Below are 18,623 nucleotides of genomic sequence, written 5' to 3' on the forward strand. Positions count from 1 at the left end.
AAGAGTGACCTGGCTAATAACTACACAACTGGCGAGGCAAAATTAACGTTATGAATATTTGTAAGAAAAAAACCGAATATGCACACGAGCGTTAAGACTCACTCAATATCATCGCAAGGAAATATAAAGTGTCAGTTTGCGACGCGGGCAGCATTTTAAGGCATATTGGCGGGTGATGACAGCCTCAGATGAGCGATAAGGCGATAAGGTGCCCTTCAGGTGCCTTAAGGGCTGGAGACGTTTTAAAAAATGGCTGAATATTCATCGGCTGGCGCCTGTTTGTAACAAAACAATACAAACAAAATCTTTTATAGAGCAATAAAAGGTCTTTTATAAGCCAAAAAAGATTCAGAAAAATAGCAGGCTATCTTTCATAAGGAATAATCTTAATTTTTATCCGGATTTTAATTTACGTAATAAATGTACAGCTAGGGGGCAGTTTTCGCTCCCCCCGCTGAGATATTAATGACGGCTCAAAATTCCGCGCCGATAGAGATTACGTTTGATGCGCGTCAGCCCGGGTTTCGGCTTACGGGGTTCATCCAGGCTTGCCAGAACGATCTCCAGCACCCGCTCGGCGACGTCGCGGTGACGCTGGGCCACGGCCAGCACCGGACATTGCAGGAAGTCGAGCAGTTCGTTATCGCCGAAGGTCGCAATCGCCAGATCGGATGGCAGCTTGCCATCGCGACGTAATGTGACGTCCATGACCCCCTGCAACAGGGCAAACGAGGTGGTAAACAGGGCCTGCGGCATAGGGTGCGTTTCCAGCCATTTCTCGAACAGCTGAGCAGCCGCTTCGCGCTCATAGCTGTTGGCATACAGATAGTGAACGTCACGCGGATCGTCTTTCCATGCGGTACGGAACCCTTGTTCACGCAGGAAGCTCACGGAGAGTTCAGGCAACGCGCCAAGATACAGTACCGTTTCAGCCGGGAAAGTACGCAGCTCGGCAGCCAGCATTTCTGCATCATCCTGATCGGCACCCACTACGCTTGTGAAATGCTCACGGTCAAGCGCACGATCCAGCGCCACAATAGGGAACGGATCGTTCGCCCAGCGCTGATAGAAAGGATGCTCCGGTGGTAAAGAGGTCGACACGATGATGGCGTCAACCTGACGTTGCAGCAGATGCTCAATGCAACGCATCTCGTTGTCGGGCTGATCCTCGGAGCAGGCAATCAGCAGCTGATAGCCACGCTGGCGAGCCTGACGTTCCAGATAGTTGGCGATGCGGGTGTAGCTGGTGTTTTCCAGGTCCGGGATCACCAGGCCAATCGAGCGGGTGCGCCCGGCACGTAACCCTGCGGCGACAGCATTCGGATGGTAATTATGCTCACGAACGACTGCCATCACTTTCTCAACGGTCTTATCGCTGACACGATACTGCTTTGCTTTACCGTTAATCACATAGCTGGCCGTGGTTCTCGACACGCCGGCGAGCCGGGCGATTTCATCCAGTTTCACAATTGCCTCTCAAAAAAGAAAAAAGTCCATGGCCCTGTCAAGGTTATGGTTAAATATTTTAACATCTAAACGCAGAATAGCCTTCACGGCAACCGCTTTTGTCTGCGTTGTCGGCGGATTACGCAAAAAAAAGCCCGGCTTTGGCTACCGGGCTGAAAGAGGCGAACCTTTTGCGCTACTCACGCATGATTTTATCGCCGCGCGAGAGGCCAACAACGCCAGAGCGCGCAACTTCAACAATTTTTGCCACATCCCTGACAGACGCCAGGAATGCGTCCAGCTTATCGCTCGTTCCGGCAAGCTGCACAGTATATATAGAAGGCGTGACGTCGATGATCTGCCCACGGAAGATATCCGTGTTGCGTTTGACCTCTTCACGGCCGTAACCGCTGGCCTGGATTTTCACCAGCATCACTTCACGTTCAACGTAAGCCCCCTGCCCCAGCTCGCTGACGCGCAACACGTCCACCAGCTTATGCAGCTGCTTTTCGATCTGCTCAAGCACTTTCGCATCGCCGACGGTCTGGATCGTCATTCGGGAGAGCGTGGGATCGTCGGTCGGTGCAACGGTCAGGCTTTCAATGTTGTAGCCACGCTGCGCAAAAAGCCCAATGACGCGCGACAGTGCGCCCGACTCATTTTCCAGTAATACAGATAATATCCGGCGCATATCAGGTTCTCTCCGTTTTGCTTAACCACATTTCATCCATACCACCGCCGCGAATATGCATCGGATAAACGTGTTCTGAGCCGTCAACGATCACGTCCATGAAGACGAGGCGATTGTTTTTAACGTGCTCAAGCGCTTCGCCGAGCTTCGCTTCCAGCTCTGACGGATCGGTTACCCGCATGCCAATATGGCCATAGGCTTCAGCCAGACGGACAAAATCCGGAAGTGACCTCATATAAGACTGAGAGTGACGGCCGGAATAAATCATATCCTGCCACTGCTTCACCATCCCGAGGTAACCGTTATTCAGGTTCAGCACCAGCACTGGCAGCTCATATTGCAGCGCGGTAGAAAGCTCCTGAATATTCATCTGAATACTGCCGTCACCCGTCACGCAGATGACCGTTTCGTTCGGCAGCGCCAGCTTCACTCCCAGCGCGGCGGGCAGGCCAAAGCCCATCGTGCCCAGCCCGCCTGAGTTGATCCAGCGACGCGGTTTATCAAACGGGTAATACAGCGCAGCGAACATCTGATGCTGGCCCACGTCAGACGTTACATACGCATCGCCGTTCGTCAGACGCCAGATCGTTTCGATCACCGCCTGCGGCTTGATGCTCTCACTGTGCGTGTCGTATTTAAGGCACTGACGGCTCCGCCATAGCTCGATTTGCTGCCACCAGTCGCGGATCTCGTCCAGCGGTTGAGACGCGGATTCCTGCGCCAGCAGATCTAACATCTGCTCCAGCACCTGACGGGCGTCACCCACGATCGGTACATCCGCCGGCACCGTTTTAGAGATAGAGGTAGGATCGATATCAATATGCAGCACCGTCGCATTCGGACAGTATTTCGCCAGGTTATTGGTGGTGCGATCGTCAAAACGCACGCCGACGGCAAAAATCACGTCAGCGTTGTGCATTGTCATATTGGCTTCATAGGTGCCATGCATACCCAGCATGCCGAGCGCCTGACGGTGGGTAGCCGGGAATGCCCCCAGCCCCATCAGCGATGACGCGACAGGAAGATTAAGCTTCTCGATCAGTTCGCGTAGCTGCGTTTCACAGGCCGCATTGACGGCGCCGCCGCCCACATAGACTACCGGCTTTTTCGCAGCCAGCAGCGTTTGCAGCGCACGCTTAATCTGTCCTTTGTGCCCTTGCGTCGTTGGATTATACGAACGCATGCTCACCGACTCAGGCCACAGGTAAGGCAGTTTATTTGCCGGGTTGAGAATATCTTTTGGCAGATCGACGACCACGGGCCCGGGACGACCGCTGGCGGCCAGCCAGAAGGCTTTTTTCAGTACGCCCGGGATGTCTTCAGTTTGCTTAACCAGAAAGCTGTGCTTCACCACGGGGCGTGAGATCCCCACCATGTCGCACTCCTGAAACGCATCATAGCCAATCAGTGACGTCGCCACCTGTCCGGAAAGAATGACCAGCGGAATGGAATCCATATACGCCGTCGCGATGCCGGTAATGGCATTGGTCGCCCCGGGGCCGGAAGTGACCAGCACAACACCCACTTCGCCCGTGGCGCGGGCCAGACCGTCAGCCATATGCACAGCGGCCTGCTCATGACGAACCAGAACATGATCGATACCGCCTACCGTGTGCAGCGCGTCATAGATATCGAGAACTGCGCCTCCAGGATAGCCGAACACCTGCTTCACGCCCTGATCGATAAGCGATCGGACGACCATTTCCGCGCCAGACAACATCTCCATGCTTTGCCTCCAGGCTTTTGTTATAGACGGTCTACAGAATTCATTTCCGCGCCGTCTTCTGACAGGGTTAACCCATCTTATAATTTGCAGAGTGATTGCTACCTTAACCGCTCGTTATGAGGCAGGCAATTAGCAAACCGGAAACGGGAATGAGTAAGAAAAGCAGAATAAACAGCTGTCAGATACGAATATGGTGTATTCGTCTGGAATGCGTGGAGACAATAATAATTCATCTCTTAAAAAGAGGAGGGATCAGGAAATCATCTATTTTTGAGCATGTCTGAGTGAGTGAAAAAAATGAAAGCAGAACAAAATTTTGCCCGCATGAAAAATCACAGAATAAACCGCACGGTGCCATGCGGTTTATTCACCCGAATTTAGCGACGACAAATAGCGATCAGCAGCTCTTCCATCCACTGATGCCCTTTATCCCGACCCGCGGCTTCATGCCATGAAAGGTAACAGGTACGGCTATTAAGCTTGAGCGGCAGAGGTAAAATTTGCAGGTCCAGCGAATCGGAGAACTCTTCAGCAAGCCAGCGCGGTGCGATGGCGACTAAATGGGTCTGAGAAACGACGTTTAATACGCTGACCATGGCCATCCCCTGATAGGCCACGCTGGCTTGTTTATCGGCAGTGTCATACCACGGCTGACTGAATGAGGCATATCGGTCAAGCGCAACAACGGCGTGCTGCTCGCTGTAAACATCGCTTTCACGCAGCGGCGAATTCATACGGGGATGTTTTTTACTGGCAACTAATACCATTTCATCTTTGAACAATGGAACGCAGGCAAATTCTGGACGGCGGAACTCTTCATAGCCCAGAACAAACTCTGTTTCCTGATAACGAAGCTGGTGTTCAGTGTTTTGATTTAATGATGATTTAAAAACGAGGTGAATATTTGGGGCGATCTGTTCAACTTTATTATATATAACAGACGTCAAATAATTGTCTAACGGACTGCAAACACAGAGATGGAAAACTCGCTCACTGCTTAAGGGTTCAAAGCCCGAACCGGGAAGCTCATTTTGAACCAGCTGTAGCGCCTGACGAATCGAACCGAATAGCTGGAATGCACGCGCCGTGGGCTGTATCCCCCGTCCATAACGTACAAATAACTCGTCGTTAAACATCACCTTAAGTCTGGCTACGGCATTACTCACGGCAGGTTGAGACATTCCCAGAGATTGCGCTGCTCGTGTAATATTCTGCTCCTGCATCACAGCATCAAATACCGTTAACAAGTTAAGATCCACTGTGCGTAACTGAGGCTTAACCCCATCATAAGACTGTGGTTGGTTAATATTATTTTCTGGCATTTCTGACTCCACCGTCACGCTAAATTCCCTTTGCCAAAGTACAGTAATAAGTTCGAAAAATATGATTTACCATGCATATACAACAAGCGAAAGAGAATTATTTAAAATTCGGAATATATAAAGAGCCCTCGTTTCTGGCGTGGCATTACGCCGCCCAAAAATGAAGCGCTAAAAACGTTCAAATGATATCTTAAACTTTAATGCAGGCATGAAACCATAAACCAGACAAATACACAATCACCGCCCTCTTGAATAACGACTTAAGTATTATTAAACTATTAATGGCATAGGCCGCGTTTTCATTAACAAACTGATATCAATATTGATCATTTACTCACCCGCAACTCATTCACGTCACTTATAAATCAACAAGATGAAACAGATTTCTTTTCACAGCATGTCGGTAAAAATACTGTGTTCAATTGCTACCAATTATATTCAAATTATTCCAGAGATGAATCTTCAGTCCAATAATAGACAATAAAGTCGGTTAGCCATGCCAAAACCAGCACAATTAGCTAACGTACTTACCCTGTACTGAATAGCCGTTTTGCCTGTGAGGGGTTGACATGCGTCAGCGTATCCAGTACCACTAAAAGCATAACGCATTCACCTGGAGCACGATTCATGATTCGCACCCTTCGTTTCACCGGTCTACTACTACTAAACGCATCCACTGTGCGCGGTAGACTGGCGGGCGAAATTCAGCGTTGAATCGTCTTCAGTAAAACTAAAAACCCGCGCCACTGCGCGGGTTTTTTTATGCTCGTAGCAAGGCGCCCTAAGACTGACAAGGACCTAACCCATGAGCCAGCAAGTCGTTATTTTCGATACTACTTTACGTGACGGTGAACAGGCATTACAGGCGAGCCTGAGTGTTAAAGAGAAACTGCAAATTGCGCTGGCCCTGGAACGCATGGGTGTAGACGTAATGGAGGTCGGTTTTCCTGTCTCCTCGCCGGGTGATTTTGAGTCTGTGCAGACCATCGCCCGCACCATCAAAAACAGCCGCGTGTGCGGTCTGGCGCGCTGCGTTGAGAAAGATATCGATGTGGCTGCGGAATCCCTGAAAGTTGCAGAAGCCTTCCGTATTCATACGTTCATTGCCACCTCACCTATGCACATTGCGACCAAGTTGCGCAGTACGCTGGATGACGTGATCGAACGCGCGGTTTACATGGTCAAACGCGCGCGTAACTACACTGATGACGTTGAATTTTCCTGTGAAGATGCTGGCCGCACGCCGATTGACGATCTGGCCCGCGTGGTGGAAGCCGCCATCAATGCCGGTGCCAGAACCATCAACATCCCGGACACCGTCGGCTACACCATGCCATTTGAGTTCGCCAACATCATTACCGGCCTGTACGACCGCGTGCCAAATATTGATAAAGCCATCATCTCCGTGCACACCCACGATGATTTGGGCCTGGCGGTGGGTAATGCCATCGCCGCCGTCCACGCCGGTGCGCGTCAGGTTGAAGGCGCAATGAACGGCATTGGTGAACGTGCCGGCAACTGCTCGCTGGAAGAAGTGATCATGGCGATCAAGGTGCGCAAAGACATCATGAACGTGCACACCCGCATTAATCACAACGAAATCTGGCGCACCAGCCAGACCGTGAGCCAGATTTGCAACATGCCGATCCCGGCCAACAAGGCGATTGTTGGAACCGGCGCGTTCGCCCACTCCTCCGGTATTCACCAGGACGGCGTGCTGAAGAACCGTGAAAACTACGAAATCATGACACCGGAATCCATCGGTCTGAACCAGGTTCAGCTGAACCTGACCTCACGCTCTGGCCGCGCGGCGGTTAAACACCGTATGGAAGAGATGGGCTATCAGGACAGCGATTACAACATGGATCAGCTGTACGACGCCTTCCTGAAGCTGGCCGACAAGAAAGGCCAGGTATTCGATTACGACCTGGAAGCGCTGGCATTCATCAACAAACAGCAGGAAGAGCCAGAGCATTTCCGTCTGGACTACTTCAACGTGCAGTCAGGCTCAAGCGATATCGCTACCGCCTCCGTCAAGCTGGCCTGCGGCGAGGAAATTAAAGCGGAAGCCGCCAACGGTAACGGCCCTGTGGATGCCATTTACCAGGCGATCAATCGCGTTACCGAGTACGACGTTGAGCTGGTGAAATACGACCTGACGGCGAAAGGGCACGGCAAAGACGCCCTGGGTCAGGTTGATATCGTCGTCAACTACAACGGTCGCCGCTTCCACGGTGTGGGTCTGGCGACAGATATTGTCGAATCCTCCGCAAAAGCGATGGTGCATGTCCTGAACAACATCTGGCGCGCCGCTGAAGTCGAAAAAGAGTTGCAACGCAAAGCTCAGAATAAAGAGAACAACAAGGAAACCGTGTGATGTCGAAGAATTACCATATTGCCGTGTTGCCGGGTGACGGTATTGGCCCGGAAGTGATGGCACAGGCGCTGAAAGTACTGGAAGCCGTTCGCTCGCGTTTTGCGATGAAAATTACCACCAGCCACTACGACGTGGGCGGTATTGCGATTGATAACCACGGTACGCCGCTGCCAAATGCAACGGTGGAAGGCTGTGAAAATGCCGATGCCGTGCTGTTTGGCTCCGTAGGCGGCCCGAAGTGGGAACACCTGCCGCCGGCCGGGCAGCCTGAGCGCGGCGCGCTGCTGCCGCTGCGTAAACATTTCAAGCTGTTCAGCAACCTGCGTCCGGCGAAGCTGTACCCGGGGCTGGAAGAGTTTTGTCCGCTGCGTGCGGATATCGCGGCCAACAGTTTCGACATCCTGTGCGTGCGTGAGCTTACCGGCGGCATCTACTTCGGTCAGCCAAAAGGCCGCGAAGGCAGCGGTCAGCATGAAAAAGCGTTTGATACCGAGGTCTATCACCGTTTTGAAATTGAACGTATTGCCCATATCGCCTTTGAGTCGGCGCGCAAACGCCGCCGCAAGGTGACCTCCATTGATAAAGCGAACGTACTCCAGTCGTCTATTTTGTGGCGCGAAATCGTCAGCGAAGTGGCTAAGCAGTACCCGGACGTTGAGCTGTCGCACATGTACATCGACAACGCGACGATGCAGCTGATTAAGGACCCGTCACAGTTTGACGTCCTGCTGTGTTCCAACCTGTTCGGCGATATTCTCTCGGACGAGTGCGCAATGATTACCGGCTCGATGGGCATGCTGCCCTCTGCCAGCCTGAACGAAGAAGGCTTTGGCCTGTACGAGCCGGCGGGCGGCTCCGCGCCGGATATCGCAGGCAAAAACATTGCCAACCCGATTGCGCAAATTCTTTCGCTGGCCCTGCTGCTGCGCTACAGCCTGGATGCAGGCGATGCAGCAACCGCAATTGAAAACGCCATTAACCGCGCGTTAGAAGAAGGCGTCCGTACCGGTGATTTAGCACGCGGCACGGCGGCAGTCAGTACCGATGAAATGGGCGACATCATTGCCCGCTATGTCGCTGAAGGGGTGTAATCATGGCTAAAACGTTATATGAGAAGTTGTTTGATGCGCACGTTGTCCACGAGGCGCCAGACGAAACCCCGCTGCTGTACATTGACCGCCATCTGGTGCACGAAGTGACCTCCCCTCAGGCCTTCGACGGACTGCGTGCGCACAAGCGCCCGGTGCGTCAGCCGGGTAAAACCTTTGCCACGATGGATCACAACGTCTCCACCCAGACCAAAGACATTAATGCTTCCGGCGAGATGGCGCGCATCCAGATGCAGGAGCTGATCAAGAACTGCAACGAATTTGGCGTGGAGCTGTACGATCTGAACCACCCGTATCAGGGAATCGTCCACGTGATGGGACCTGAGCAGGGTATTACGCTGCCGGGCATGACCATCGTCTGCGGCGACTCCCATACCGCGACGCACGGCGCGTTTGGCGCGCTGGCGTTCGGGATAGGCACCTCTGAAGTTGAACACGTTCTGGCGACACAGACCCTGAAACAGGGCCGCGCCAAAACCATGAAGATTGAGGTGAAGGGCAAAGCCGCACCGGGTATCACCGCGAAAGATATCGTGCTGGCGATTATCGGCAAAACCGGCAGCGCAGGCGGCACCGGTCACGTGGTTGAATTCTGCGGTGGCGCTATCCAGGCGCTGAGCATGGAAGGTCGTATGACCTTGTGCAATATGGCCATTGAGATGGGCGCCAAGGCAGGGCTGGTCGCACCGGACGAAACCACCTTCAACTATGTGAAGGGGCGTCTGCATGCCCCGAAAGCACAGGATTTTGACGACGCGGTCGCGTACTGGAAAACCCTGAAAACGGACGAGGGGGCAGTTTTTGATACCGTGGTGACGTTGCAGGCGGAAGAGATCGCCCCCCAGGTCACCTGGGGCACCAACCCGGGCCAGGTCATCTCCGTCAACGACAGCATTCCTGACCCGGCTTCCTTCGCCGATCCGGTCGAACGCGCCAGTGCGGAAAAAGCGCTGGCCTATATGGGGCTGAAACCCGGCGTACCGCTGACTGACGTGAGCATTGATAAGGTGTTCATCGGCTCCTGCACCAACTCCCGTATCGAAGATTTACGCGCGGCGGCTGAGATTGCTAAAGGCCGCAAAGTGGCGCCCGGTGTGCAGGCGCTGGTTGTGCCGGGTTCCGGTCCGGTGAAAGCCCAGGCGGAAGCGGAAGGTCTGGATAAGATTTTTATTGATGCAGGCTTCGAGTGGCGCCTGCCGGGCTGCTCGATGTGTCTGGCGATGAACAATGACCGCCTGAATCCGGGTGAGCGTTGCGCATCCACCAGCAACCGTAACTTCGAAGGCCGACAGGGCCGGGGTGGACGCACCCACCTGGTCAGCCCGGCAATGGCCGCCGCCGCGGCAGTTACCGGTCATTTCGCCGATATTCGCAGCCTGAAATAAGGAGACAATCATGGCAGAGAAATTTACCCAACATACGGGCCGTGTTGTCCCGCTGGACGCCGCGAACGTCGATACGGACGCGATCATTCCTAAGCAGTTTTTGCAGAAAGTGACGCGCACGGGCTTTGGCGCGCACCTGTTCAACGACTGGCGTTTCCTTGACGATAAAGGCGAAGTGCCCAACCCGGAGTTCGTCCTGAACTTTCCGGAATACAAAGGCGCGTCGATTCTGCTGGCGCGGGAAAACTTTGGCTGCGGATCGTCGCGTGAACACGCGCCCTGGGCGCTGACCGACTACGGCTTTAAGGTGGTTATCGCCCCGAGCTTCGCGGATATTTTCTACGGCAACAGCTTCAACAACCAGCTGCTGCCGGTGACGCTGAGCGACGAGCAGGTCGATGAACTGTTTGCGCTGGTGCAGGCGAATCCGGGGATTTCGTTTGAGGTGGATCTGGAAGCGGAAGTGGTGAAAGCCGGGGATAAAACCTATAGCTTCAGCATTGATGCGTTCCGTCGCCACTGCATGCTGAACGGTCTGGACAGCATTGGCCTGACGCTGCAACACGAAGAGGCTATCTCCGCCTACGAGAAAAAACAGCCTGCGTTTATGGGGTAGAAGCAATGGCCCGCAGGGCGCGGGCCATTGATAAGGGTGCGTTGAGGCGTAACCACTTTTAAGTGGCGGGGAAACCTCTCCCCGCCCATACCGCTAACGTTTTGCTTCGTAAGCCAACACTGCCGCCAGCTCTGTTTTCTCCTGTCTGAAATGCAGTTCGCACAGCGAGTCGCGCACCATCCAGGTGAAGATCAACAGCGTCGAACAGATCAGAAACAAACCTAACAGCAGAGTACGTTTTGGCATTCCAGCCTCCTTATTGCTTTTCGGCAATGAAGAGACTAACCTCGCAATGATCGTTGTGAAGTTTGTCTCCCCATCAGTTTTTTGATGTGGGACTCTCCACTGTTTGCCTCTTGCGAAAGCCTGAGGCAAACAGCCTCAAGCACCCGTCACGCACTCTATGCGCCTTCTTTGCACCTGTCAGAAAATCGTTTCATTTCGTGAAGCCGCCTTCCAGAATCAAACGTCTTTAACCCGGCACGTCAACACCAGCGTGACAATCGAAATCGCCGCAATCACCCAGTACACGGATGCATGGCCATAGCTTTGCGCCAGCGCCCCCTGAATTACACCCGCCAGGATCACGCCAGTCGAAATACTGTTGGTAAACAGCGTGGTCGCCGAGCCAGCGCGTCCAGGCATGAGATCCTGGAACCAGAGCATGCCTATCCCGGCGACAATCCCGATAAACACGGCATTAAACAGTTGCAGCGCCAGCAGCGCGTTGTGCGAGTGGAAGAAGATCAGCCCGATATAGAACATCACCCCGGCGGCAACCGCCACCACCATCATTTTGCGTTTTCCGAAGCGCTTGACGTAATATCCCGCCAGAATCATTGCCGGAATTTCCAGCCCGGCAGCGGTACCCATTAAGATCCCCGCAAGCTTGTCCGGCAGCCCCAGATCGCTGCTGATCCACAGCGGCATGTCGATGATGTACATGGTGTTGCAGGTCCACATCAGCGTGGAGGCGATAAACAACATGCGGACGTTTTTATCCTGCCAGCCGCTCACCTGCGTGATGGGCTTGTCCGACGCCTGCTCCACGCGCGCCACCGACGGCAGCGCAAAGGCAATCAGCGCCAGGCTGATGGCAAAAATCCCCGCGGCGATGGAGAACATAGCGGTGAAACCGTAGTTCAGCGCCAGCATGAACGCCAGCGGAGGGCCGATGACCCACGCGAGAGAGAGCTGGGCACGCATCACCGAACTGAACATCACCACTTCCCGCGCCGAGTTGTCGGCGTACTCCCGGGCCAGAGCGAACAGCTGCGGCATGGCGGTGTTTGCCAGAGAAGCCAGCAGCACGCCGCAGGTGATGAGGGTCAGGTAATGGCGGTTGAAGGCAAACAGCAGCGCGTTGCCCACGGCCATGGCGCAGCAAAAGAGGATCAGTTTGCGGCGATCGCCCTGGCTGTCGGATCGTTTCGCCAGCCACAGGCTGACGAGGATCCCGGCAATGGCGTTGACGGTATAGAACAGCCCCACCCAAAACGGCTGCGCCCCCACCTCACGGCTGAGAAACAGGCTCAGCGTCGGTGCCTGTAGCGCACCGGCCACGCCCATCATGAAGGCCACCAGCATAAAAGCGGCGTACACGCCGTTCAGGCGTCGCCCCATCGTCATCAACCAGAGCATGCGCAAGTCCTTGTGAAAGCGAATCGAATTTGGGTGAAATAGTAAACGAAAAAAGCCAGCAAAAACATTTTGCTGGCGGGTGATTAGCACCAATACTCAGTCACACATGATCGAGGCGAGTTAGCGAGAAGAGGTCGGTTTCGTAACGTCCCACTGCATCAGATCTTCCAGGATTCTCAGCCGCTGCTCTGCGCACTGGCGGGCCAGCCAGGACACTCCCTTTGTCGCTGAAAAATAGTGCTGATAAAACTGACGTGCGGTAGACCTCTTCATAATTTACCTCCTCGCTTCATCGGGAAGAATTATTGGCCTAATATAGGGATAAATAAATTGCTGGTTTTTTGTCAGGAGTTCCCCTTTTATGCCTTCCGGTCGTCTGCAACAACAATTCATCCGCCTGTGGCAGTGCTGCGAGGGGCAGTCGCAGGAGACCACGCTGAACGAACTGGCCGAGCTGCTTAACTGCTCCCGGCGTCATATGCGCACCCTTCTCAACACCATGCAGCAGCACGGCTGGCTCAGCTGGGAAGCGGAGGCGGGACGCGGCAAGCGCTCGCGCCTGACGTTCCTTTATACCGGCCTGGCGTTGCAGCAGCAGCGGGCGGAAGATTTGCTGGAGCAGGACCGCATCGATCAGCTGGTCCAGCTGGTGGGCGACAAAGCCGCCGTGCGCCAGATGCTGGTCTCGCACCTGGGACGCAGCTTTCGCCAGGGACGCCACATTCTGCGGGTGCTTTACTACCGCCCAATGAAAAATCTGCTGCCTGGTACGGCGCTGCGTCGCTCTGAAACCCACATGGCCCGGCAGATATTCAGCGGCCTGACGAAAATAAATGAGGAAAACGGGGAACTGGAAGCGGATATCGCGCACCACTGGCAGCAGCTTTCCCCGCTGCACTGGCGCTTCTTTTTACGCCCGGGCATTCATTTCCACCATGGACGCGAGCTGGAGATGCGTGACGTCATCGCTTCTTTAGAGCGCGCCCGCACGCTGCCGCTCTATTCGCATATCACGCGGATCCACTCCCCAACGGCCTGGACGCTGGATATTGAGCTATCGCAGCCGGACAACTGGCTTCCGTGGCTTCTTGGCTACGTGCCCTCGATGATCCTGCCTGCCGAGTGGCGATCCCTGAACAATTTTTCCAGCCAGCCGATTGGTACAGGCCCCTACTCCGTTACGCGCAATAACAGCAATCAGCTGAAGATCCGCGCCTTTGATGACTATTTTGGCTATCGGGCGCTGATCGACGAAGTGAACGTCTGGGTGTTACCGGATCTCAACGAAGAGCTGAGCGCAGGCCTCACCCTGGAAGGGCCAACAACCAGCGAAAAGGCGTTCGAGAGTCGCCTGGAAGAGGGCTGCTACTATCTGCTTTTTGACAGCCGCAGCCATCGCGGGGCGAATCACGACGTCCGCAAGTGGATCAGCCATATTCTGGCCCCCGCTAACCTGATTTATCACGCTGAAGAGCAATACCAGACCTGGTGGTTCCCGGCCTATGGCCTGCTTCCGCGCTGGCATCATGCACAGCCGGTCCGCAGCGAGAAACCTGCCGGACTGGAGACCATCACCCTCAGCTACTATCGCGATCACATTGAGCACCGGTTTATCGCGAGGATCATGAGTAAGCTGCTGGCAGCCGAGGGGGTGACGCTGGCGATACAGGAAGTGGACTATGATGAATGGCACCGTGGGGATGTGGTCAGCGATATCTGGCTCAACAGCGCGAACTTCACGCTGCCGCTGGATTTCTCGCTCTTTTCACACCTGTATGAAGTGCCTCTTATTCAGCACTGCATCAGCCGGGACTGGCAGCAGGACGCCGCAAGGTGGCGGGCAGGAGAGATGGATCTGGCCGCCTGGTGCCAGGAGCTGCTGGCCGGGCAGACGATCGTACCGTTAATTCACCACTGGCTGCTGATCCAGGGGCAGCGCAGCATGCGCGGCCTGCGGATGAACACACTGGGCTGGTTTGATTTTAAATCCGCGTGGTTTGCGCCGCCGGAGCCATAACGCTTTCGTAATATTCACCAAATCATTACAATAGCGCCGTTCTCAACGGGGTGCTGCATCACTGATGTGCGCTGAGATAATACCCGTCGAACCTGATCCGGATAACGCCGGCGAAGGGATTTGAGGCTGTTTCTCAAAATCCTTTGCCACTCAACCCTGAGGTGCAAAGTGTTAAAAAACGTTCTTCCTCTGCTGGCGCTGTTTGCGCTGCCTGTTTTTGCTAAGCCTGTTCTGACGGTCTATACCTACGACTCCTTCTCCGCCGACTGGGGCCCTGGCCCGGTGGTGAAAAAAGCCTTTGAAGCCGACTGCAACTGCGAGCTGAAGTTCGTGGCGCTGGAAGATGGCGTGTCGCTGCTCAACCGTCTGCGCATGGAAGGCAAAAACAGCAAGGCCGACGTGGTACTCGGGCTGGATAACAACCTGCTGGAAGCCGCCACGCAAACCAGACTGTTTGCCAAAAGCGGCGTAGCGGCAGATGCCGTCAACGTGCCGGGCGGCTGGAAAAACGACACCTTCGTTCCCTTCGATTACGGCTACTTTGCGTTCGTCTACGATAAAAACAAGCTGAAGAATCCGCCGAAGAGCCTGAAAGAGCTGGTCGAAAGCGACCAGAAATGGCGCGTGATTTATGAAGATCCGCGCACCAGCACGCCGGGCCTGGGGCTGCTGCTGTGGATGCAGAAAGTCTACGGCGACAAAACGCCGGAGGCGTGGCAGAAGCTGGCTGCGAAAACCGTTACGGTCACGAAAGGCTGGAGCGAAGCCTATGGCCTGTTCCTGAAAGGCGAAAGCGACCTGGTGCTGAGCTACACCACCTCTCCGGCCTACCACATTATTGCCGAGAAGAAAGATAACTACGCCGCCGCGAACTTTGCCGAAGGGCATTATCTCCAGGTGGAAGTGGCGGCGCGGACCGCTGCCAGCAAGCAGCCGGAACTGGCCGAAAAATTCCTGAAATTTATGGTCTCCCCGGCATTCCAGAACGCCATTCCGACGGGCAACTGGATGTACCCGGTCACCGACGCGGCGCTGCCGGCAGGCTTTGAGGAGCTGGACAAACCGCAGACCGCGCTGGAATTTACGCCGCAGCAGGTTGCCACTCAGCGCGCCGCATGGATAAGTGAATGGCAACGCGCCGTCAGCCGCTGATCCCCGGCTGGTTAGTGCCCGGACTGATTGCCGCCATACTGATGGTGATCGTCAGTCTGGGCGCGTTTCTCGCGCTGTGGTTTAACGCGCCAGAGAGCGATCTGCTCGCGCTCTGGCACGATAGCTATCTCTGGCACGTCATCCGTTTCTCCTTCTGGCAGGCATTTCTCTCCGCGCTGCTGTCAGTCATCCCGGCCATTTTCCTCGCCCGCGCCCTCTATCGCAGACGTTTCCCCGGCAGGCTGGCCCTGCTGCGCCTGTGTGCCATGACGCTGATCCTGCCCGTACTGGTGGCGGTGTTCGGGATTCTGAGCGTATACGGTCGCCAGGGCTGGCTGGCCTCCCTCTTCAACCTGCTTGGTCTGGAATGGACCTTCTCCCCTTACGGCCTGAAGGGCATTCTGCTGGCGCATATTTTTTTCAATATGCCGATGGCGACGCGCCTCTTTTTACAGGCGCTGGAGAACATTCCCGGCGAGCAGCGCCAGATTGCCGCCCAGCTTGGCATGCGCGGCTGGTCGTTCTTCCGTTTTGTCGAATGGCCGTGGCTGCGACGTCAGATCGCCCCGGTTGCCGCGCTGATCTTTATGCTCTGCTTCGCCAGCTTTGCCACCGTCCTTTCGCTCGGCGGCGGCCCGCAGGCCACCACCATTGAGCTGGCGATCTATCAGGCGTTAAGCTACGACTACGATCCGGGGCGCGCCGCGTTGCTGGCGATCGTGCAGATGGTGTGCTGCCTGGCGCTGGTGTTACTTAGCCAGCGGCTGAGCAAAGCGATCCCCGCAGGAAGCAATACCCTTTCCGGCTGGCGCGATCCGCTGGACAGCCTGCACAGCCGCATCTCGGACGTGATGCTGATCGCGCTGGCGCTCCTGCTTCTGCTGCCGCCGCTGCTGGCCGTGATCGCCGATGGCCTCAACAGGAATGTGGTGTCGGTACTGCAACAGCCGGTCCTGTGGCAGGCCACGTGGACCTCGTTGCGCATCGCGCTGGCAGCCGGGCTCCTGTGTGTGATCCTGACCATGATGCTGCTCTGGAGCAGCCGCGAGCTTTACGCGCGCCATGCCCGCAAAGCCGGACACGCGCTGGAACTGACGGGTATGCTGATCCTGGCGATGCCGGGCATCGTGCTGGCGACCGGCTTCTTTTTACTGTTTAACAGCACCATCGGCCTGCCGGAAAGCGCCGACGGCATCGTCATTTTTACCAACGCCTTAATGGCCATCCCGTATGCGCTGAAGGTGCTGGAAAACCCGATGCGGGATGTTAACAGCCGGTACAGCGCCCTGTGCCAGTCCCTAGGCATTATGGGCTGGCGGCGGCTGAAAGTGGTCGAACTGCGCGCCCTGAAGCGGCCACTCGCCCAGGCGATGGCCTTCGCCTGCGTGCTGTCGATTGGAGATTTTGGCGTGGTGGCCCTCTTTGGCAACGAGGATTTCCGCACGCTGCCGTTCTGGCTTTATCAGCAAATTGGCTCCTACCGCAGCCAGGACGGTGCCGTCACGGCGCTGCTCCTGTTACTGCTGTGCTTTGCCTTATTTACCGTTATCGAAAAACTTCCGGGGCGTGATGTTAAAACTGACTGATGTAACCTGGCTTTACGAGCACCTGCCCATGCGTTTTACCCTTTCCGTTCGTCAGGGGGAGCGAATTGCGGTGCTTGGCCCAAGCGGGGCCGGAAAAAGTACCCTGCTCAATTTGATTGCCGGTTTTTTGCAGCCTGCCAGCGGGTCGATCGTCATTGATAATGGCGAGTATACCTACGCTCCGCCGGCTAAGCGCCCGGTGTCGATGCTGTTTCAGGAAAACAATCTGTTTAATCACCTTACGGTGTGGCAGAACATCGCGCTGGGAATCGATCCGGGGTTAAAGCTCAACGCTGCGCAGCGTCAGAAGCTGGCGGCGATTGCCGAACAAATGGGCCTGTCCGCGTTGATTACCAGACTGCCCGGCGAGCTTTCCGGCGGCCAGCGTCAGCGCGTGGCGCTGGCACGTTGCCTGGTGCGCGAACAGCCGCTGCTGCTGCTCGACGAACCCTTCTCGGCCCTTGATCCGGCCCTGCGTCAGGAGATGCTCTCGCTGGTTGAGGAGGTTTGCCAGCGCCAGCAGATCACGATGCTGATGGTTTCGCACAGCATTGAAGATGCCGCACGCATCGCGCCGCGATCGGTAGTGATCGCGGAGGGACGGATTTTGTGGGATGGAGAAACAGAAGAACTTCTGAGTGGTAACGCGGGGGCATCTTCATTGTTGGGCATTCGTGCGGTCTGATGCCCTCACCCTGGCCCTCTCCCACGGGGAGAGGGAAAACACCTTAACGGCTCACCACCTTCAACAGGATCTCGCCGTACACCGGCATCAGCGGGTGACGAATCAGCGCGACCAGCGCCACCACCGCCACGCCCAGCGTCAGCGGGGCCAGCCAGAGCAGGCGCGTGCGCGGGAGATAGCGCGTCAGGCGATCGACGCTGGCTTTCGCGCTGCGCCATAGCCGCCAGCAGAGCCAGACCGCCAGCCACAGCAGCACCGCCGTTCCCAGCAGCAGCCATTTGAACTCACCGCTTTGCATACCGTCAGGGATATCAATGGCCGCGCCTGCCAGAATACCCGGCAGGAAGTAGAACGGCGGCCAGAAGACGCAGCCAATGATGTTCGGCACCACGAATTTCGCGACGGGCAGGTCCAGCATCCCGGCAACCATCGGCACCAGCGGACGCGTTGGGCCAACGAAGCGCCCCACGAGGATGGTGAACATGCTGTGCTGATGCAGCGCATGCTCGGTTTTATCCAGCAGCGCTTTGTTCTTTTTCATGAATGACCAGCGGTGCAGCGGCTTCTTAAAGCGCCAGCCCAGCCAGAAGGAGATCCAGTCCCCCAGCAAACAGCCGATAATCCCGGCCATCCACGCCTGCCAGAAATTGACCTCACCGCTGCCGATAAGCGCCCCAAGCCCCGCCATCATCACGGTGCCGGGCAGGATCAGCCCGACCAGCGCCAGCGATTCCAGAAACGCCACCAGCGCCACGGCGATGAGCGAATACATAACGGACTGGGTAATAAAATGTTCCAGCAATGCCTGCATAACTATTCCGGTCAGAAAACGAATCAGCGATTCTGCTTAGCGCCCTGCACCGCGTCAAG

At 55.6% G+C, this 18,623-nt stretch carries 17 protein-coding genes and 1 riboswitch; of the genes, 9 read left to right on the top strand and 8 right to left on the bottom strand.

Translation table 11 applies throughout. From position 1 onward, the window contains the following. Positions 1-462: 462 nt before the first annotated feature. From cra to leuO, 4 genes are all read right to left on the bottom strand, one after another. On the bottom strand, positions 463-1,467 hold the full coding sequence (gene cra, locus INF58_RS01480) for a catabolite repressor/activator (RefSeq protein ID WP_003856369.1): 1,005 nt from the start codon (positions 1,465-1,467) through the stop codon (positions 463-465). Between the two features lie 175 nt (positions 1,468-1,642). Continuing rightward, positions 1,643-2,137 (bottom strand): acetolactate synthase small subunit, encoded by a 495-nt coding sequence (gene ilvN / locus INF58_RS01485; protein ID WP_001252742.1) that lies wholly within the window; start codon positions 2,135-2,137, stop codon positions 1,643-1,645. A gap of 1 nt (position 2,138) precedes the next feature. Further along, a complete protein-coding gene (ilvI, locus tag INF58_RS01490) occupies positions 2,139-3,863 on the bottom strand; it encodes an acetolactate synthase 3 large subunit (protein ID WP_129741628.1) in 1,725 nt (574 codons plus the stop codon). 377 nt (positions 3,864-4,240) lie between these two features. After that, positions 4,241-5,185, bottom strand: coding sequence for a transcriptional regulator LeuO (leuO, locus tag INF58_RS01495; protein WP_063867450.1), 945 nt, complete (start codon positions 5,183-5,185; stop codon positions 4,241-4,243). A gap of 627 nt (positions 5,186-5,812) precedes the next feature. Between leuO and leuL the strand changes: the two genes are divergently transcribed. The 5 genes from leuL (at position 5,813) to leuD (ending at position 10,672) form a co-directional block, all read left to right on the top strand. Further along, positions 5,813-5,899 carry a leu operon leader peptide gene (gene leuL, locus INF58_RS21050; RefSeq protein ID WP_057979999.1) on the top strand — a complete coding sequence of 29 codons (87 nt, stop codon included), beginning with the start codon at positions 5,813-5,815 and terminating at the stop codon, positions 5,897-5,899. Between the two features lie 91 nt (positions 5,900-5,990). Next, positions 5,991-7,562, top strand: coding sequence for a 2-isopropylmalate synthase (gene leuA, locus INF58_RS01505; protein ID WP_063867449.1), 1,572 nt, complete (start codon positions 5,991-5,993; stop codon positions 7,560-7,562). Beyond that, positions 7,562-8,653: a 3-isopropylmalate dehydrogenase gene (gene leuB / locus INF58_RS01510; protein ID WP_193526851.1), complete on the top strand. Its 1,092-nt coding sequence runs from the start codon at positions 7,562-7,564 to the stop codon at positions 8,651-8,653. Before leuA ends, leuB begins: the two co-directional genes overlap by 1 nt. Before the next feature lie 2 nt (positions 8,654-8,655). Continuing rightward, entirely contained in the window at positions 8,656-10,056 is a 1,401-nt protein-coding gene (gene leuC, locus INF58_RS01515) for a 3-isopropylmalate dehydratase large subunit (RefSeq protein ID WP_193526852.1), read from the top strand. Between the two features lie 10 nt (positions 10,057-10,066). Beyond that, the gene (leuD, locus tag INF58_RS01520; RefSeq protein WP_045141617.1) at positions 10,067-10,672 is read left to right on the top strand and encodes a 3-isopropylmalate dehydratase small subunit; all 606 of its coding nucleotides are present in this window, start codon (positions 10,067-10,069) and stop codon (positions 10,670-10,672) included. 93 nt (positions 10,673-10,765) lie between these two features. Here leuD and INF58_RS01525 read toward each other — a convergent pair whose 3' ends face one another. The 3 genes from INF58_RS01525 to sgrT form a co-directional block, all read right to left on the bottom strand. Then, entirely contained in the window at positions 10,766-10,918 is a 153-nt protein-coding gene (locus INF58_RS01525) for a Hok/Gef family protein (protein ID WP_063867447.1), read from the bottom strand. 216 nt (positions 10,919-11,134) lie between these two features. Beyond that, positions 11,135-12,313, bottom strand: a complete 1,179-nt coding sequence (locus INF58_RS01530; protein WP_112791991.1) for a sugar efflux transporter — start codon at positions 12,311-12,313, stop codon at positions 11,135-11,137. Positions 12,314-12,433: 120 nt separating this feature from the next. Continuing rightward, the gene (gene sgrT / locus INF58_RS01535) at positions 12,434-12,586 is read right to left on the bottom strand and encodes a glucose uptake inhibitor SgrT (protein WP_003856388.1); all 153 of its coding nucleotides are present in this window, start codon (positions 12,584-12,586) and stop codon (positions 12,434-12,436) included. Positions 12,587-12,674: 88 nt separating this feature from the next. Between sgrT and sgrR the strand changes: the two genes are divergently transcribed. From sgrR to thiQ, 4 genes are all read left to right on the top strand, one after another. Beyond that, on the top strand, positions 12,675-14,330 hold the full coding sequence (sgrR, locus tag INF58_RS01540; protein WP_063867445.1) for an HTH-type transcriptional regulator SgrR: 1,656 nt from the start codon (positions 12,675-12,677) through the stop codon (positions 14,328-14,330). 36 nt (positions 14,331-14,366) lie between these two features. Beyond that, positions 14,367-14,467: riboswitch (TPP riboswitch) on the top strand. 31 nt (positions 14,468-14,498) lie between these two features. Beyond that, a complete protein-coding gene (gene thiB, locus INF58_RS01545) occupies positions 14,499-15,482 on the top strand; it encodes a thiamine ABC transporter substrate binding subunit (RefSeq protein ID WP_193526853.1) in 984 nt (327 codons plus the stop codon). Further along, positions 15,458-17,068, top strand: coding sequence for a thiamine/thiamine pyrophosphate ABC transporter permease ThiP (gene thiP, locus INF58_RS01550; protein WP_193526854.1), 1,611 nt, complete (start codon positions 15,458-15,460; stop codon positions 17,066-17,068). Before thiB ends, thiP begins: the two co-directional genes overlap by 25 nt. Continuing rightward, complete coding sequence (gene thiQ, locus INF58_RS01555) at positions 17,052-17,753, top strand: thiamine ABC transporter ATP-binding protein ThiQ (RefSeq protein WP_112791994.1); 702 nt, start codon at positions 17,052-17,054, stop codon at positions 17,751-17,753. Before thiP ends, thiQ begins: the two co-directional genes overlap by 17 nt. 43 nt (positions 17,754-17,796) lie before the next feature. Here the strand turns inward: thiQ and INF58_RS01560 are convergent, their stop codons facing one another. Beyond that, positions 17,797-18,564: a DedA family protein gene (locus INF58_RS01560; protein ID WP_017383796.1), complete on the bottom strand. Its 768-nt coding sequence runs from the start codon at positions 18,562-18,564 to the stop codon at positions 17,797-17,799. Positions 18,565-18,623 lie beyond the last annotated feature (59 nt).

Origin of the sequence: Enterobacter cloacae complex sp. P24RS (assembly GCF_014982165.1) — a bacterium.
Taxonomy (GTDB): domain Bacteria; phylum Pseudomonadota; class Gammaproteobacteria; order Enterobacterales; family Enterobacteriaceae; genus Enterobacter; species Enterobacter quasihormaechei.

What these genes read in the sequence shown, in the direction of transcription:
- ilvN (WP_001252742.1), bottom strand. Translation starts at nt 2,137, where the DNA reads ATGCGCCGGATATTATCTGTATTACTGGAAAATGAGTCGGGCGCACTG.
- ilvI (WP_129741628.1), bottom strand. Translation starts at nt 3,863, where the DNA reads ATGGAGATGTTGTCTGGCGCGGAAATGGTCGTCCGATCGCTTATCGAT.
- leuO (WP_063867450.1), bottom strand. Translation starts at nt 5,185, where the DNA reads ATGCCAGAAAATAATATTAACCAACCACAGTCTTATGATGGGGTTAAG.
- leuL (WP_057979999.1), top strand. Translation starts at nt 5,813, where the DNA reads ATGATTCGCACCCTTCGTTTCACCGGTCTACTACTACTAAACGCATCC.
- leuA (WP_063867449.1), top strand. Translation starts at nt 5,991, where the DNA reads ATGAGCCAGCAAGTCGTTATTTTCGATACTACTTTACGTGACGGTGAA.
- leuB (WP_193526851.1), top strand. Translation starts at nt 7,562, where the DNA reads ATGTCGAAGAATTACCATATTGCCGTGTTGCCGGGTGACGGTATTGGC.
- leuC (WP_193526852.1), top strand. Translation starts at nt 8,656, where the DNA reads ATGGCTAAAACGTTATATGAGAAGTTGTTTGATGCGCACGTTGTCCAC.
- leuD (WP_045141617.1), top strand. Translation starts at nt 10,067, where the DNA reads ATGGCAGAGAAATTTACCCAACATACGGGCCGTGTTGTCCCGCTGGAC.
- INF58_RS01525 (WP_063867447.1), bottom strand. Translation starts at nt 10,918, where the DNA reads ATGCCAAAACGTACTCTGCTGTTAGGTTTGTTTCTGATCTGTTCGACG.
- INF58_RS01530 (WP_112791991.1), bottom strand. Translation starts at nt 12,313, where the DNA reads ATGCTCTGGTTGATGACGATGGGGCGACGCCTGAACGGCGTGTACGCC.
- sgrT (WP_003856388.1), bottom strand. Translation starts at nt 12,586, where the DNA reads ATGAAGAGGTCTACCGCACGTCAGTTTTATCAGCACTATTTTTCAGCG.
- sgrR (WP_063867445.1), top strand. Translation starts at nt 12,675, where the DNA reads ATGCCTTCCGGTCGTCTGCAACAACAATTCATCCGCCTGTGGCAGTGC.
- thiP (WP_193526854.1), top strand. Translation starts at nt 15,458, where the DNA reads ATGGCAACGCGCCGTCAGCCGCTGATCCCCGGCTGGTTAGTGCCCGGA.
- thiQ (WP_112791994.1), top strand. Translation starts at nt 17,052, where the DNA reads ATGTTAAAACTGACTGATGTAACCTGGCTTTACGAGCACCTGCCCATG.
- INF58_RS01560 (WP_017383796.1), bottom strand. Translation starts at nt 18,564, where the DNA reads ATGCAGGCATTGCTGGAACATTTTATTACCCAGTCCGTTATGTATTCG.